Genomic DNA, 15,077 nt, shown 5'->3' with positions numbered 1-15,077 from the left:
CCGATGAACGAGGGGCTTCAGCAGCTCAGGATGAGCTCCTTGATCTCGGTTCCGCCATGGATGCTGTCGATGTGCCCGAAGCCGCCCTCCGTTCGCGCGAACAGCGAGGCCTTCTCGGCGTCGCGGTTGTCGATCACAAGGAGCAGCCCGTCAGGCGCGAGCGCGCGCCAGAAATTGCGCGCGGCTCGGCGGATCTGATCGTCGGAGAAATAGGCGCGGTTCAGGATGTTCGCTGCCTTGACGACCGTCGGCGCGGGGCCGTCCCACGGCTGGAAGATGTCGTGGGGCCTGAGGCGCACGCGCGCGTCACGGCGCGCGATCTCGCGGAGCCGCGGCTGGACGAGCGATACCTCCGGATAGGCCGGGTCGAACGGCGGGATGGCGCCGCGCCACCCGGGGAGCACCCAGCGCGGCCAGCGGCGCGATCCCGCCGCTGCGGGATAGAACAGCAAGCGCGGGGTGGCGGCGAGGACGCAGGCGCCGTCCGCATCATAGAAGAACGCGCGCCCGCGGTCGTCGGCGCGCACCCGGAGCGAGAGCGCCCTGTCCGTCACATAGTACGCCTCGAAGGCGTCGCCGAGCGCGGTGATCAGATCGAGCGCCGTGCTCCCGTCGGAGGCACCGACGTCGAGGACGACGGGACTCTTCTGGCGGAGCGCTCCCACGAGGAGGGCGTCGCTCTGCCGGTGCCTGCCCGGCCGCGTCGTCTTGTAGGTGCCGCCCAGCAAGAGGACGGAGATCCGCTCCGAGAACACCTCGGGCGACGTGATCTCCTCGGGCCGGAGGAGGGCCCGCGGGTCCGGGAAGCAGACCCTGCGAGGCAGCATGCGCGCCGGCCAGCCTGAACGGTTCAAACGAAAGGGAAATCTCATGACGATAGGGACCTGGCTTCTCCGCTCTTCATGTTCCGACGCCGCGCGCCGCGCGGTCCATCCTGCGGCTTGCGGGCGCGCGGTCCCGCGTTGTCCTCGCGCCGGCCAACCCCGGTCGGCGCGGCTACCGCCCCAGCGCCGACGAGGGCCCGAGGCGCGGATCGCGCAGGCGCTGCCCGGATCTCCGGCGTGTCGGGCCGAGGGCGGCCAGCCCGCGCCGCAGGTGCGTGACCACCGAGGTGAGCACCACCGCCGCGAGCAGCGCGATCGCCAGCGACACCGTGATCTTGAGCAGCGCGGTCAGCTCGCCGCGAAACTGGTTGTACGCGAACGAGGCGAGGTTCACCGCCGCGGCGCGGGCGAGCAGGGGCGAGCCGCGCGCGCCGGCCACGAGGAGCGGCATCATGAAGAAGAGCCCGCTGAAGACCGCGATCTCGATGGCCGTGCCGGCGAGCCCGAAGTTCAGGTACCCTTCGGCGGCGGCGCCCATCGCGAAGCCGGCGCCGCGGCGCGCGAGGTCGGGGGCCGTCCACATGGCATATCGCTGCGCGAGGCCGAGCGGCCGCTCGCTCCAGAGCGGCTTGGGCACCAGGATGAGGAACGCGTTCACCCAGCTCTCGCCTGGGTAGCTGATGATGGGCGGCTGCTCGTTCACGACGCTGACGAGGTTGGCGTAGACGCGCTGGAGCTCTCCGATCTCCAGCGGGTTCTCTATCCGATCGAGGTACGCGCTGGCCGACGATATCTGCGCGTCGAGCCCGCTGCCCTGCTCGGCGCGGGCGCCTTCCACGACGATGCCGTAGAAGAGGACGCCCACCATGCCGATGGCCAGCCACACGCGTCGGATCTGGATGCCGAAGGCATGCGCGGCGAGCGCGACGGAGAGGATCGTCCAGACGAGGGGGCCCCGCCGGCCCATGATCGTGTTGAGCAGGAAGCTCACGAAGAAGCAGAACCCCGCGAGCGAGACCACCCTCGGCACGGTCAGCCCCGCCTTGCGGAGCGATACGACCCGGAGGAAGAGGTAAACGACGGCCACCCCGATGAGGTGCCAGCCGCCGGTGAGCAGCCCTTTGCCATCTGCCTCGAGGTGATTGGAGGCATAATTCATCGAGAAGAACCGCCCCACGCCGATCGTGGCGATCCACGTGGCCACGAGCCCCAGGCCCACCATGCCGACGAGGATCGTGGCCCAGTCCTGGTCCAGCGTCGCCTTGGGCCTGTGCGCCGGGACGAGGCGCTGCAGGTCGGGCGCTTCCTTGGGGCGGCTCAGCGCGGTGCAGGCGAGGGCGCACCCGACCGCGCCGGCATAGGCCACCTCCATGGCTGCCGTCTCATGGCTCGACAGGGAGAACTCGCGGGAGATGAGGAGGCGCAGGATAGGTGAGTAGGCGACGCTGAGGAAATAGGCGGCTGGTATGTAGGTCTCCGGATCCAGCGGATGGAACCGGGGGCCGCTGGCGCGGGCGAGCGACGGGGCGGCCAGCAAGAGCAAGAGGCCGATCGTCCATCCGCGGCCGTCGCCGAGCGCTCCCTCGAGGATCGGGCCGAGGGCCGCCAGCGTCCCGACGAGGAGCGTCGCGGTGACCCGGCCGAGGGGCGTCTTCGTCCGCCGCGCGGGCGCCGCGCCGGCGGCGCGCGCAGCGCCGCGCGCGCGGGGGAGTCTCAGCGAGGGCAACGGCGGCGCTCCTCAGTTCGGCAAGGAGGGTGGAGAGGGGGGTGGCGAGGGGGGTGCAGGAGCGTCCGTCGGGGCCGGGGGCGACGGCTCGGAGGGCGCATGGTAATAGCCGTCCTTCCTGTCGCCATAGTAGTGGTACACCCCGTACTCTTGGCGCTTCAGATCGACGGCGTTCAGCACGACGCCCACGGTCTTGCCGCCGACGTCGAGCAGCGCGCGGATCCCATGGCGCGCGAAGTCGTGCCTCGTCGCGGAGGCGCGCACGACGAGGACCGTGCCGTCGACCAGCGTCGACAGCACGGCGCCGTCGGTGACCGCCACGATGGGCGGGCTGTCGATGATGACCCGGTCGAAGCGGCTCTGGAGCTTCTGGAGCAGCGCCTGGAAGCGCTCGCTGTGCAAGAGCTCCGCCGGGTTCGGCGGGATCGGCCCTGCCGGGATGACGTAGAGGTTCTCCACCTCGGTCTTGAGCGCGCTCTCGTCGTCCACCACGGAGTCGTCGAGAAGCGCGCTGGTGACGCCGAGCTCCGGGCTCTTGCCGAAGATCTGGTGGATGCGCGGCTTGCGGAGGTCGCAATCGATGAGGACGACCTTCTGTCCGGCCTGCGCCATGGCGACGGCGATGCAGCAGCACACGGTCGTCTTGCCCTCGCTGGGGCCGGCGCTGGCGATGAGGAGCGTCTTGTAAGGCCGGTCGGGCGACATGAAGAGCAGGTTGGTCCGGATCGCGCGCGCCGCCTCGGCGATCCCGCTCGTCGGCTGATCGTGCACGACGAGCTCGCGCCGGCCCAGCTGGGGCGCGGCCTTGCCGCGGTGGCGCGCCCTGCGGCGCTGGGCTTCCTTCTGTTCCCGCTTGTCGAACTCCGGGAGGAGGCCGAGGAAGGGCAGCCCGAGCTCCCGCTCGACCTCATCCGGCGTCCGCAGCGTGCGATCGAGCATCGCTCGCGCCAGCGCAGCGCCGATCCCGAGGAGCAGCCCGGCGAGGATGCCTATCCCGATGTTGACGCCGACGCGCGGCCGCAGGGCGGTGAGCGGGAAGTTCGGCCGATCGAGGACGTGGATGTTGTTCACCCGCAGCATCCGCTGGAGATCGCTCTCCTTCGTGCGCTCCAGGACGAGCTGGTACAGCTTCTCTGTGTTGTCCTTCGTCCTGCGGAGTCGATCGTACTCGATCTTGAGGGAGTTCAGCTCGAACGCCTGCTTCTTCGCGTCCTCGAGCAGCCCCACGAGGCCCCCCTCCTGGCGCTTCACGATGGCGAGATCGCGGTTGACGGCGCCCTGAACGTTCTTGATCTCGGCGACCAGCGCGCTCCTGTTGGCGGCGACCCGCTCGGTCGCGGCGCGGACGTCGGGGTGGTTTTCGCCCTTGCCAGAGCCGATGAGCGCGTCGCGCTCACGGACGCACTCCTCCTGGCGCGCGCGCAGCATCTGGAGGACCGGGCTCTGGATGAGCTCGGAGGCGGGGAGGTCGAGCGGGGTGTTCGGATCGAGCTTCGACAGCTCGTGGCTCCGGGCCGCGAACTCTTCACGCTTCGTGCGCACGGACGTGAGAGCGTCGTTGATCTGCTTCATCTCCTCGCGCAGCAGGTTCGTCTTGTCCTCGAAATCGACGTCGAGGATGTTCTTGCTGAGCTTGTATTCGTGGAGCGACGTCTCGCTCGCCTCGAGATCGTACTTCAGCTTGTCGAGCTGCGCCCGGAGCCAATCGACCGCTGAGTTCGTCGAGGCGAGCGCGTCATCGAGGTTCTGCTCGATGTAGAGGTCCATCAACGTGGTGAGGATGCGCTGAGCCCGCTCGCGATCCGCGTCGTTGTAGCGGATCACCGCGAGGCGGCTGTCCTTCACCGGCTCGACGACGAGCCGCTCGCGCAGGATCTCCGCGGCCTCCTCCGGGGTCACGGACATCGGCCCGGGCGAGGCCGCGTCCTTCGGGAGGTCCTTCAGAAAATAGGCATCGTTCTGCAGGTTGAGCTGGGCGACGACCGCCAGCGCCACCCGGATGGACCGGATGACCTTGTACTGGGTTTCATAGTACTCGCGGTTATTCCAGTACGAGCCGGCGCCCATGTCGACCACGGTGTCGACCCCGCGGCCGAGCGGCCGAGGAGGGTTCGGATCGAACTGCACCGTCGCCGCGGATTGATAGATCTTCTTCTGGCCGAGCGTATAGAACGTGACGCTGAGGGCGACCAGGAGCAGGGTGGTCAGCGCGATGGCCCAGTGCTTGCTGACCGTTCGCCAGGTGACGACGAGGTCGAACGCGCGCTCGTTTGAGATGTCGTCGCGGAGAGCGGTCGTGGAGGGGGCTCTGGAGTCGTCGGCCATAAGTCATGCGCTCGAAGCGCCTTCGAAGCGCCTTCGTGGAGGGTAGAGGTCCGCGCGGAGGGGTAAGGTGCCCGCGGCGTCTCCAAAATTCAAGCTGGGGTTCTCGACAGGGGGACGATGTGGTACAATGTGCGCGTCGTGACAATGCGCGGCTTGGCGTCGGGGAGGCGAGGTGCGGCACATTCTCGCGCGGTGCGACGCTCGCGCTGATGGAGTACACTCCGGCCGCGCGTCCGGAAGCGGAAAACGCGCTCGGGCAGTCAGAATGGAACGATCGTCCTTCATGGCGCGCGGCGCGGTCGCGAGCGCGGTTTGCTCTGCGCTCCTCCTCGATGCGGCCTCGGCCTCCGCCGACTGGCCATCTGCCCGTCACGACGCGCAGCGCACGGGCGCCACGTCGTCCACGAGCAATATCGTGAAGCCGGCGCCCTACTGGCGGGCGTACCTCGGCGGTGTCCTGGGGACAGGCCGGGTGCTCGCAGGGGATACGAACCAGGATGGCGATATCGACCTGCTCTTTGTGTCCGGCGGCCGCGTCGTCCTCTCCGATCCGCTGGGATTCGTCCGCTGGAGCACCCCATCGCTGGGATTGCAGACGCTGCACTCCGTCGACGATCTCGACGGAGACGGGCGGCTCGAGATCGTCGCGCTGAGCGGCGCGGGCGCGGCGGTCATCGATGGATCGAGCGGACGCATCCTGTGGCGCGAGGACGCCTCGGAGCTAGGAACGCTCGGGGCCGCGCGCCTCGCCGATTTCAACGGCGACGGTCATCTCGATCTCTTCCTGGACGAGTGTGGCTGTTGCACCGTGCGCACGGACAGCCCGGGTGTCATCTACAGCTTCGCGGGGGGGTTCGGCGCTGTCGAGCGGTTGCCTCCTCCTCCGCGGCGCGTGCATTGCAACGCGACGATCGACACGGTGGGCGACTGGAACGGAGACGGCGCGGACGATCTCCTCGTGTCCTCCTATGACCAGCTATTCCTCGTCTCGGGCTCGGGGGACGTCTTTGCGGAGTCGGCCAGCATCGGCGTCCATCTCGGCGGGGCCGTCTGCGAGGCGGTGACCATGGGCGATCGGGCGAGCCCCGGTCAGCACGCGCTCTGCTTCCAGAATCGGGTCCGCGGCAACCAGGGCGCGCGCGAGGTCACCCTGCTCGCGTACAGGCCGGACGAGAGCCCGTCGCTCGCTGTGGTCTGGCGAAAGACCCTCAGCCCCAATGACGGCGGCGACGCCCGCGCCCCGACGCGCCTCGCGTGGGATCTCGACGGAGACGGCGCGCTCGAGGTGCTGGCGAGCGGCAAGGTGGGCGAAGCCTGGACGTCCTTCGTGCTCGATGCCGCCACGGGCGCCGTGCTCGCCACCATTCCCGACGCGATAGCGCAGGGCGCGGTCCAGGGAGACGCGGGCTCCGAGCAATGGATCGTCACGTCGCGCGAAGAGCGCGTGTCGGCGTACCGGTTCAGCCGCGCCGCCGGGGGCTCGCTGGAGCGGCTCTGGTCGCTGGACGGCGAGCGGGTGCGCACGCGGGTCGACTGGGCGAGATCCCGCAGGACGAACCTCTCCTTCTCGCTGGTGACTCCGGATCTCACGGGCGACGGACGCGGCGAGCTCGTGCTCGAGTCGACGTCGGAGCCCGTGGCGCTCACCGCGGTGGATATGCAGGGGGGCGGGGCGACGGTCGCGGCCGTCTACTCCGTCGGGCCCGGAAGCGGCATCGCGGCGCTCGAGCTACCCGTCGCGAGCGCTCCGTCGTGGCCGCGGCTGGTGGTTTCCCGGGCCGATGGGTTCCTCACGCTGCTCGACGCGTCGTTCGAGCCCTTGAACCTCGTGCGGGAGGGGCGCGACGTCCTGCCCGGGATGCGCGTCGGCGGCTTCTACACAGGCCCGGGCGCCTTCGTCAATTTTGGCCGCGCCCCGCTCGCCGCGAGGTTCTCTCCGGAGGACGCCGCCGCCAGCGTCGTGGTCGTCGACAGCCGGGGCGACCTCGTCCGGGTCGCGTCCGACGGCGCGAGCAATGTGGCGCCGGCCAAGCCTGCCTGGCGCGTGAGGGACGCGTTCGGCGCGTCCATCGCCCCCGCCGAGGGGAGCTCGCCCGCGACGCTCGCGTGCTTCAGGCGGCTGCACCCGCTCACCGACCCGGTGAAGTACGCCGTCGCGACGCTCGACGCGAACGGCAGGCAAACGAGCGAGACTCCGCTCGAGAAGCCCCCCGCGTGGGACGTGCTGCACGGAGATCTCGACGGAGACGGCGCGCGCGAGCTCGTGGCGGTCACGGTGGATCCGAACCTGCGCACCGAGGTCGTCGCGATCGATGGGGGCGGCGGAGAGCGGTGGAAACACCGTATCGACGCCTCCGCCGGCACCCAGGCCGTCGCGATCGCCGACTGGAACGGAGACGGCGCGGAGGACGTGGCGGTCGCGATCAACAGGGCCAAGGTGCTCTCGGGTCGGAACGGCAGCCCCCTCGGCGAGAACCCGGAGACGCTGCTCTATTTCATGCCCATCCTCGCCGATGTGTCGGGAGATCATCGGCTCGAGATGACCCTGCAGGGGGGGTATGCCCCCGCGCGGGCGCTGCCGCACGACCTGAGCGCCGCGCTGTGGAAGGGCGCGCAGGACATCCGTCCCTACCCGCACGGCGCGATCGCGCGCTGCGACGGCAAGACCGTCCTCGTCGAGGGGTCGTTCATGAATCCGGCGCGGCTGACGTTCTCCGTGCTGGACGCCGCCAGCGGGGGGCAATCGAGCTTCATCGTCCTCGCGGGCGACGGCGCGTTCGACGCGGAGGACGCCGCAGCACAGGCGGGCGCCCCGATGGGCCAGCTCGGAGATGTGGCGATCTCGGGGAACCTGACCGGGCGCGCGTCCGCCGGTCCGACCGCCATCGTCGGCTCCACGAACGGCTTCCTCTATGCGGTCGACGCGTGCTCGGCGCGCCTCGTGTGGTCCTATGCTTTCGGCAGCCCCGTCGGCTCACCGAGCCTCGCGGACACCGACGGTGACGGACACGACGACATCCTCGTGAGCGTGGCAGACGGCTACCTCTACAACATGCGGCACGAGATCCTGCCGGCGCCCGAGTTCGTCTGGGATGTCGATCCGGGCAGCGGCGAGCAGGGCGAGGACATCGACGAGATCGAGACCAGGGACACGCTCCACATGAGGTGGTCGAAGGTCGAGGGCGCGACGTCGTATCAGGTGACGGTCGTGGGCGGGCAAGGCGATTACCTGAGCTCGCCTGCTTGGCAGGACGTGGGCGACGTCGTCGAAGCCTCGGTCGGCGGGCTGCCGCTCCTCGACGGGGCGAAGTACTACGTCGGCGTGCGCGCGATCTCTGCCGCCGGGCTCTCGCCGGACCGGGGGTCGGACGGCGTGATCGTGAGGATGCCGCAGGGCGAAGGGGGAGGCGGCGGTGGAGCGGGAGGCGCTGGCGGCGGTGGAGCGGGAGGCGCTGGCGGCGGTGGAGCAGGAGGCGCCGGCGGCGGAGCAGGGGGCACCGGCAGCGCAGGTCCTGGCGGAGCCGGCGCGGCCGGATGGGACGACACGCTCCTCTACGGCCGTGGTTGCGTGTGCACCGAGGCGCCGGGGCAGCGCCCGGCCTCGTGGGCGGCCGGCCTCGGCGCTATCGCCCTGGCGCTCGTCGCCCTCGGCAGGACCCGCGGGACGACGAGCGCGCCGCCGGGCCGCCGCGCGATCAGGGCACCTCGCGGGCGCTGGCCGCGCGACGTGCGGCCGGCGCGTTAGAAGCTCACACCCCCGCCGAGCGCCAGCGTGAGCGCGAACGCCGCGATCAGCAGGAGCAGTGCGCCGAGCGTGTACCGCCGCACAGGCGCGTCGATCACGAAGGCGAGGCGCGCCACGCCGACAAGCACCGAAGGGCCGAACACACCGAAATGGCGGACCAGGGGCGCCGGCGCCAGCAGGAGCCATCCGGCCACGCATGCGCTGCTCAGCACGCTGCCCGCCGCGAGCACGCGGCGCGAGCTTGGGCCGGAGAAGTAAATGCACATGGCGTCCGTGACGAGCGGAGCCACCGCAGAGACCAGCATCGTCATCGTCATCGCGTCGCGCGCGGCCCCCGAGTGCGGCAGGCCGGGGATCCGGACCGTGAAGATCACATAGATGGCGGCGCCGAGGAGCGACAGCAGCGCGGCCGGAGGCAGCCAGGCGCGCACGGCGCGCGCCTGCCAGGCCGCCTCGTCTCCCGATCTGCTCGCGCCCGCGACCGCGCGCGCGGCGAACGCCTGCGACGCCTGGGACAGCACCGCGGCGAACGACCAGTAGAGCACCTGCTGCCCCACGCGATGATCGCCGATGAGCTTCAGGTTGGCGCTGAGCGAGATCGGGTAAACGATGACGGTCGCGAAGTTCGCGATGGAGTACGGGACCGCGCGCCGGACGACGAGCATCGCGTAACGCGCGGCGCGCCGGAGCCGGGTCGGGCGCACGAGGAGCAGCGCAGGCGAGGCGCCGGCGATCCCGATCGCGACGGCGACGGCATCGGGGCGCCCCGCGAGCGCGGCCAGCATGGACGCGCCCGGGGAGAAGACGAGGAGCACCGCGAGCGCGTGCAGGTACCGCCCCCGGAGCTGCCAGCTCGGCCAGATGCTCGGCGAGGCGGCGGCGAGCAGCGAGCACGCGCTGAAGAGCGCGGTGACCAACCCCGCCGTCCCGCCCAGCCCGGTGGTCAGCTCATGGGCGAGCGTGCAGCTGAAGGCGAACACCGCGACGAGCGCGAGGGCGCCGCCCACGAGCGCGCGGCCCCCCCTGGTCGCGAAGGCGCGCGCCCGGCGCGCGAGGGTCGGCGCGAGGCCGGCGGAGACCAGCGCGACGACGACCATCCCGCGCGACGTGTAGTTGGCGAGCGCGGCGAGCGCCGCGGGGGCGGCCGACAGCGCAAGCACCCACTGGGCCGCGAGCGAGACGGCGCGAGGCAGGATGACCGCGAAGGCGACCCCGGCGCCGCCGTGCATCCCAGCGCGCAGCAACGACGACAGCTTCACAGGGCGATTCGAAGGAGAGGGAGGAAGGCGAAGAGGGGCACGATCGTGCGCAATCTACCTACGGGCTGAGCGAAGGCGCCAGCGCCTTCGCCTTCTCCTCGAGGACCCGCTTGCGCAGCGCAGGGTCCTGCCCCCCGCGCCGCTGCAGCAGGCGCTCCAGCGCCTTCGACGCCTCGATGTGCGCGCCCGCGCGGCTGGCGGCGTCCGCCAGCTTGAGGAGGCGCTCCTCGGTCGGCTCGTCCTGCGCTGCCCGCGCGTAGTAGGTCACGGCCGACGGATGGTCTTGCCGCGCCGCGAGCAGGTCGCCGGCCCAGGTCGACGTCGCCGCGCACGCCGCGAGCGTGGTGCACGACGCGGAGAGCAGCTCGCGGAGCGCGGGGAGGAGCTTCTCGGACGAGGCCATCTGCGCCGCCGCGACGACCCGCAGGCGAAGACAGCCGGCCCGGTTGTCCAGCCGCTCGCAGCTCCCCGAGAGCAGCTGCTCCGCCTCCGCGCTCTTCTTGCCCAGGAGGAGGAGCCGCGCCCTCAGCTGGACCGCGAAGAACGAGTCGTCGTCGAGGCCCTGCACCGCCGCCGCGTGCGCCTCGATCTCCCGCTCGCAGGCGGCCCTCCGCCCGTCGTCACCGCCGCAGCGGGCGGAGCCCGGGACCTCCAGCATCGCGAGCAGCGCGTCGCCTGCGGCCCAGTGCGCTCCGACCCGCGCGGGGTCGCGCGCGATCGCCTCCTCCGCGCAGCGCAGGCGCAGGTCGACCTCTTCCCGGCGGTCGCCCGCGGTGGCCATGCGCTCGAGCACCTCGACCCCGGCCTTGCCTTCCGGCACCGCCCGCAGCAGCTCCTCCCACGTGTGGGTCCACTGCCGGGCGAGCACCGCGGCCGTGTCGGTCACGCCGGGGTCGTCCTCCACGGCGAGCCGCAGGCTCAGGAGCGCCTGCTCCTTGGCGCCGCGGGACGCGAGCACCTCCGCGAGCAGGAGGTGGGCGCGCCCGTGGCGGCGTGAGCGCTCGAGCGTGCGCTGGAGCCATGGGATGGGGCTCTCGCCGCTGCCCCGGAGCGCGGCGACCGCGCCGAGCAGCGGGAAGTACGGCTCCGCGGGGTGGCGGAGGATCGCCGCGCGGAGCTCCTCGCGGAAGCGTGGCCAGCCGGCGCCGCTCGCCGCGCCGGCGTCGCTCTGCGCGCGCAGCGACCGGCGGTCGTGGTCGACGTCGCGCCAGCCGAAGCGCACCATCAGGGAGACCAGCGCGAGCGCGGAAACCACGGCGCAAGCCGCCGCCTGCCACGGCCGCCACCGCGCCGGGCCGGGCTCGCCTGCCGGGGCCTCGTGCCGCGGCCGCTCGCCGTGGGCCTCACCCCAGAGCGAGCCCAGGGTCGCTGCGAGCGCGATGCTGACGCCTGGCACCTCGAGCCCGAGGTCGAACAGGTTCTGGAGGACGAGCACCGCGCAGCCGACCCAGGCGCCCAGCGCCGCCGTGCTCGCGCGCAAGGCGATCTTGCCCGGGCGAAACGCGACGCCGAGCGCGACGAGCGAGGCCGCCGCGACCGGAGCGCCCCACTCGGCCGCCCACTGGATCACGACGTTCTCGGCGTGCGTGAAAACGATGTTCCCCGGCGACTGCCGGTACGCCGGGAACACCGTCTCGAACGCGCCGCGCCCGATGCCGAAAAGCCAGTGATCCGCGAGCAGCGGGAGCGTCGAGCGAAAGAGCGACAGCTTGTCGAGGTTGTCGTCCGCCATCTCCGCGAGCGTGCGGTTCGTCGCGGCGAGCGCGGCCAGCAGCGCGCCGCCGCCGATGGCCACGCTCAACAGCCAGGCCGCCGCGCCCCGGCCGCGGGGGCCGGAGCGGTGCCTGCCGCGCCGCCGCCGCGAGAGCAACGCGAAGAGGGCGAGGCCGAGCGGCAGCACGAGCAGCCCTCCGCGAGACGACGCGATGATGCCGACCCCGACGATCGCGGTGAGCCCGACGCCGGCGACCCAGGGCGGCAGGAGCGGCCTGCTCGTGAGCAGCAGCCCGACCCCCGAGAGGATGCCGAGGTTCAGGTAACCGGCGAGGTTGTTCGGGTTGAGCAGCGGCCCGACGTGCCATGACGCCACCGAGAACCGCGGTTGATACAGGCCGAAGACGGTCGTCGCGCCGAGCAGCCCGTGGGCGATCGTCGTGAGCGCGGCGAGGAACGCGCTGCCGAAGACCAGGGTGATCCCGAGCTTCGCGCCGCGCCGCGCGCCGACGAACGCGGCCGTGAGGAAGACGCCGGTATAGGTCAGCCATTTCAGGGCCTCCACCAGCGTGGCGCCGGGGTCGAGCGAGACGCTGGCGTACCGCGGCGCCGCCTCGCCGAGCGGCATCAGGGAGCGCGACCAGATGTCGGCGCTCGCCGGCGAGAGCCGCTCGAGCCACGCGAGCGGCAGCGGCGCGGCCTGCAGCAGCGTATACGCGGTCAAGCCGAGCAGCGTGAGCGCCGGAAGCGTCTTCACGGGAGACGGCTCGCCGGCGAGCGCGCTGGCGCGGAGCGAGAGCGCGGCGGCGATCGCCACGACCGCGGACACCAGGGCCAGCGTCGGCGTATGGACAGCGCCGATGGCGAGCACGGACCCGGCGACGACGGCCCCGAGCAGCCACGGGATCACGCGCTCGGCGAGCGGTGGTGCGGCGCCTCCTGGGCGGCTCCGCGCCGCGGCGCCCGTCGAGCGCCGGAGCTCGGCGGGCGACCTCAGCTTCGGGCGTGTGGAGTCCGTCGTCACGGCCGGCCAGGGTAGTCGATCTGCGCCGCAGAGGGACGGGGTCGCTCACGGCACCATCGAGTCGACCTGCGCACTCCCGGGATTGACCGAGAGAGCGTGAGATGACGAGCATCCATCCAGGAGCGCTGTCGTCGTGTAGAGTGCGCCGCGTGCTCACGCTCTCGGCGCATCCTCTGCTCGAAGTCGCCGCCTTCGTCACGACGTTCCCCGCGCCGCTCGGCGAGCTGCAGGGGAACGACGCGCTCCGCGGCCTCCTGTCCGACAAGGCCTCGGCCCCGTTCCGCTCGGACGACGCCGTGCGGTCGGCGGTCCGCGATCTGCTCCGGCACGGCGGCTACAAGCCGACAGGCCGGGGCAAGCCGGCCTCCGAGTACCTCATCCGCGCCGCCGAGGGGGGATCGCTCGCGCCCATCAACGCGGCCGTGGACGCGTGCAACGCCGTGTCGCTGCACACGGGCCTGCCCATCAGCGTGATCGATCTCGATCGCGCCCGCCCGCCGCTCCGCATCGAGGTCGCGCCCGCCGGCTCCCGGTACGTGTTCAACGCCTCGGGGCAGGAGATCGACCTCGAGGGGCTCCTCTGCGTCTTCGACGCGGACGGCCCGTGCGCGAACGCCGTGAAGGACGCGCAACGGACGAAGACGCACGCGGGGACGACGCGCACGCTCTCGGTCCTCTGGGGCAGCCGCGCGCTTCCGGGCCGCGCGGCGGGAGCGGCCGCCTGGTACAAGGAGCTGCTCGCCGGCATCGGCGCGGCGACCTCGGACGCACCGATCGCGGCCTGAACGCCCGGCGCGCGGGCCATCGCCTCTCGACGCGCGCCGGCGCGCCGCCGCTGCCGCGATATGCCCTACGGCGCCGGCGCAGGGGGATCGGGCAGCGTGATCACGCTCTCGTCCTTGTCGGTGAGCCACCGCCAGTTGTCGACGAGCCCGGTCGAATCGAGCTGATGGTCTCCGGCGTCGTATGCGCCCCACCGGATCTTGATCTCCGTGTTCGGCTCCACGGGCGCCGAGGTGACCAGCCAGCTCGTCCCTGCGCGGCCCTCGAACCCCGTCCCGAGCAGCTCCCGGATCCCGCGGGTGCACGCGTACACCCTGCCGTCGAGATCGCAGGGAGGGCCGCTCTCGCAGGCGCAGACGTCGATGAAGGTGCTGTTGACGCTCATCGCGTTCCGCTCGCTGTCGAACAGGATGTGGCCATCGATGAGGTTGGCCGGCCGCGGTGAGAGGAACGCGACGAAGTAGTCGTTGAAGCTGTCGCAGACGACGGGCCAGTCGAACGTGACGTAATTGACGTTGAACGCGAAGCCGCGGACGTTCGACGGGACCCGGAGGGTGATCTCGACGGCGGTCGGGTCGGACGGCTTCGCGAGCACCAGATCGTCACAGCCGCGGGGGTCCTTCGGGAAGTCTTCGGGGAAATCACCTTCGTATTTCTTGTCGAAGCCTTGCGGGCTCTCGAACCCCTCGTCGTTCTGCGTCCGCGCCGTGCCGCTCGAGAGGGCGAGCAGCCGCGTGCCCGCCCTCGGCGGGACGTTGGGGCCGAACTTGGGGAGGATGCCGTGCCCGAGATGGAAGTTGGCGAGCAGCTCGGCTTCCTGCGGCGGCGGCGCGCCGTCGACCATGACCCAGGCGGCGGAGACAACGCCCCAGTCGTCGGGCCCGGACGACATCTTGCACAGCTCGACGGCCCTCGCGGCGTTGAGCGGATCCAGGTCGTCGAGCGGGATCCCGTCGTCGCACGGCTCGGGCACGTTGTCGGCGATGCCGTCGCAGTCGTCGTCCACGGGCTCCGGCGAGGCTCCCCCTTCTCCTCCGACCGTCGGGAGCTCGAGCGCTCGCGGGTTGATCAGCGCGTTGCAATCGTCGCAGTCGCCGCCGAGCTCCGTGAAGCCGTCGCCGTCGTCGTCGGCGTCCGGCGAGCCGCTGCAGCCCGCGCCCCCCGCGCCCACCCCCGCGGACGTGGCGACGGTCGTCGCGTCGGCCGTCGTTTCGGCTGTTGTCGTGGCCGGTATCGCGCCGGTGCTGGAGGCGCTCGCGGCGCCGCCCTCCCCGACCTCAAGGCCGCCTACCGGTCCGATGTTCCCGGTGCAGGCCGTGCCCAGACACCCGGCCGCAGTGATGAAGCTCAAGAAATTCAACCAAGGTCTCATCGGTGCTCCTCGAGGTCGCATGGAACCAGGGAGGTTCGGTCGATCCGGCGATACGGGAGTCGTCGATGATTTTATCAGCAGAAGCGGCCGCAGCAGTCAGCCCATCCCGGCAAAGGCCGGTGCTTTTTTGTGAGGTGAATGCCCACATCGTGGCCCCTCCCTCCGACCCAGGCGCCATGGTCACGCGCGCTCCAGGAGACGCGGGTCGTGGCGACAAAACGCAGAGCGCCGGCGCTTTCACAGCGCCGGCGCTCTCGGCCGCTCCGGGGGGCCGTCCACGGTTCGCCCCGCTCACACGCAGCGGGC

The 15,077-nt window shown here is 71.5% G+C and carries 8 protein-coding genes; 2 read left to right on the top strand and 6 right to left on the bottom strand.

Annotated elements, in window-relative coordinates; genetic code table 11:
• Positions 1–17 precede the first annotated feature (17 nt).
• The 3 genes from WMF11_RS40830 to WMF11_RS40820 form a co-directional block, all read right to left on the bottom strand.
• Positions 18–827 (bottom strand): hypothetical protein, encoded by an 810-nt coding sequence (locus WMF11_RS40830; RefSeq protein ID WP_044966717.1) that lies wholly within the window; start codon positions 825–827, stop codon positions 18–20.
• A gap of 169 nt (positions 828–996) precedes the next feature.
• Positions 997–2,550, bottom strand: coding sequence for a hypothetical protein (locus tag WMF11_RS40825; protein WP_437974624.1), 1,554 nt, complete (start codon positions 2,548–2,550; stop codon positions 997–999).
• 12 nt (positions 2,551–2,562) lie between these two features.
• Positions 2,563–4,875: a GumC family protein gene (locus WMF11_RS40820; RefSeq protein ID WP_437974623.1), complete on the bottom strand. Its 2,313-nt coding sequence runs from the start codon at positions 4,873–4,875 to the stop codon at positions 2,563–2,565.
• A 265-nt stretch (positions 4,876–5,140) separates the two neighbouring features.
• Here WMF11_RS40820 and WMF11_RS40815 point away from each other — a divergent pair, with 265 nt between their 5' ends.
• Entirely contained in the window at positions 5,141–8,620 is a 3,480-nt protein-coding gene (locus WMF11_RS40815; protein WP_437974622.1) for an FG-GAP repeat domain-containing protein, read from the top strand.
• Here the strand turns inward: WMF11_RS40815 and WMF11_RS40810 are convergent.
• Positions 8,617–9,879, bottom strand: coding sequence for a hypothetical protein (locus tag WMF11_RS40810; RefSeq protein ID WP_437974621.1), 1,263 nt, complete (start codon positions 9,877–9,879; stop codon positions 8,617–8,619). The genes WMF11_RS40815 and WMF11_RS40810 overlap by 4 nt on opposite strands.
• A 58-nt stretch (positions 9,880–9,937) precedes the next feature.
• A complete protein-coding gene (locus tag WMF11_RS40805) occupies positions 9,938–12,616 on the bottom strand; it encodes an O-antigen ligase family protein (RefSeq protein ID WP_437974620.1) in 2,679 nt (892 codons plus the stop codon).
• A 149-nt stretch (positions 12,617–12,765) separates the two neighbouring features.
• Here WMF11_RS40805 and WMF11_RS40800 point away from each other — a divergent pair, with 149 nt between their 5' ends.
• Positions 12,766–13,401 carry a phenylalanine--tRNA ligase beta subunit-related protein gene (locus tag WMF11_RS40800; protein ID WP_437911074.1) on the top strand — a complete coding sequence of 212 codons (636 nt, stop codon included), beginning with the start codon at positions 12,766–12,768 and terminating at the stop codon, positions 13,399–13,401.
• A gap of 65 nt (positions 13,402–13,466) precedes the next feature.
• Here the strand turns inward: WMF11_RS40800 and WMF11_RS40795 are convergent, their stop codons facing one another.
• Positions 13,467–14,771, bottom strand: coding sequence for a hypothetical protein (locus WMF11_RS40795; protein WP_437974619.1), 1,305 nt, complete (start codon positions 14,769–14,771; stop codon positions 13,467–13,469).
• Positions 14,772–15,077: the final 306 nt, after the last annotated feature.

The organism is Sorangium sp. So ce295 (genome assembly GCF_051527405.1).
Taxonomy (GTDB): Bacteria; Myxococcota_A; Polyangia; order Polyangiales; family Polyangiaceae; genus Sorangium; species Sorangium cellulosum_B.
Note: the sequence above shows the minus strand (reverse complement) of the source record. Positions and strands in the feature narration are given on the sequence as shown.

Bases quoted from the DNA above. Each gene is read 5' to 3' on its own strand.
- WMF11_RS40830 (WP_044966717.1), bottom strand. From the start codon at position 827: ATGCTGCCTCGCAGGGTCTGCTTCCCGGACCCGCGGGCCCTCCTCCGG.
- WMF11_RS40820 (WP_437974623.1), bottom strand. From the start codon at position 4,875: ATGGCCGACGACTCCAGAGCCCCCTCCACGACCGCTCTCCGCGACGAC.
- WMF11_RS40815 (WP_437974622.1), top strand. From the start codon at position 5,141: ATGGAACGATCGTCCTTCATGGCGCGCGGCGCGGTCGCGAGCGCGGTT.
- WMF11_RS40795 (WP_437974619.1), bottom strand. From the start codon at position 14,771: ATGAGACCTTGGTTGAATTTCTTGAGCTTCATCACTGCGGCCGGGTGT.